Annotated in this window: 1 protein-coding gene; it reads right to left on the bottom strand. The window is 49.3% G+C overall.

What is annotated here, in order from left to right; genetic code table 11:
- The coding region (locus AACR41_RS00005) for a transposase (protein ID WP_045442795.1) at positions 1–503 on the bottom strand (503 nt) is incomplete at both ends.

The following is a 503-nucleotide window of genomic DNA, read 5'->3' as shown; positions in this document are numbered from 1 at the left end:
AAGTAGAGATTGGGGAGAAGCGGTAAAAAAGCGACGCAATAAGTCAAAGCCATAGCGAAACAAACTCCGAGCTCGACGGCCATGGGCCTTGATGATACGAATCGGCTTTTGGATATGTCGCCATAAACCCGCTTTCATCGCCCAAACAAAGCCAATGGCCAACAGAGCCAGCAGCTTCGACAAACGCACCTTATCGGTAAAATGGGTCGATTCCAAGCAAAAGCCACGGGTCTTAAGAGCTCCAAACAGGGTTTCAATTCCCCAGCGACGACGGTAATCTGCTAAAGCATTTTGAGGGTCATGGGTGGTGATGATAATCAGAAACTCATCCTCATTTTTACTAGCTCTTCGTTTCGAGTCGAGACGAGTGCCCATGACATAGACCTGACGACCCCAGACCCACCGTTTTCCTGGCAGTATTCTTGTTTCGCCAATGGCTAAGGAGCGAAACAGATGTGACCCCGCGATGGCGGGTTGACCTTTGCCTTTACTTATTTTGTCGG

The sequence above is a fragment of the Picosynechococcus sp. NKBG042902 genome, from assembly GCF_963864045.1.
In the GTDB taxonomy this organism is placed as follows: domain Bacteria; phylum Cyanobacteriota; class Cyanobacteriia; order Cyanobacteriales; family MRBY01; genus MRBY01.
This window is presented reverse-complemented; position numbering and strand designations above follow the sequence as displayed.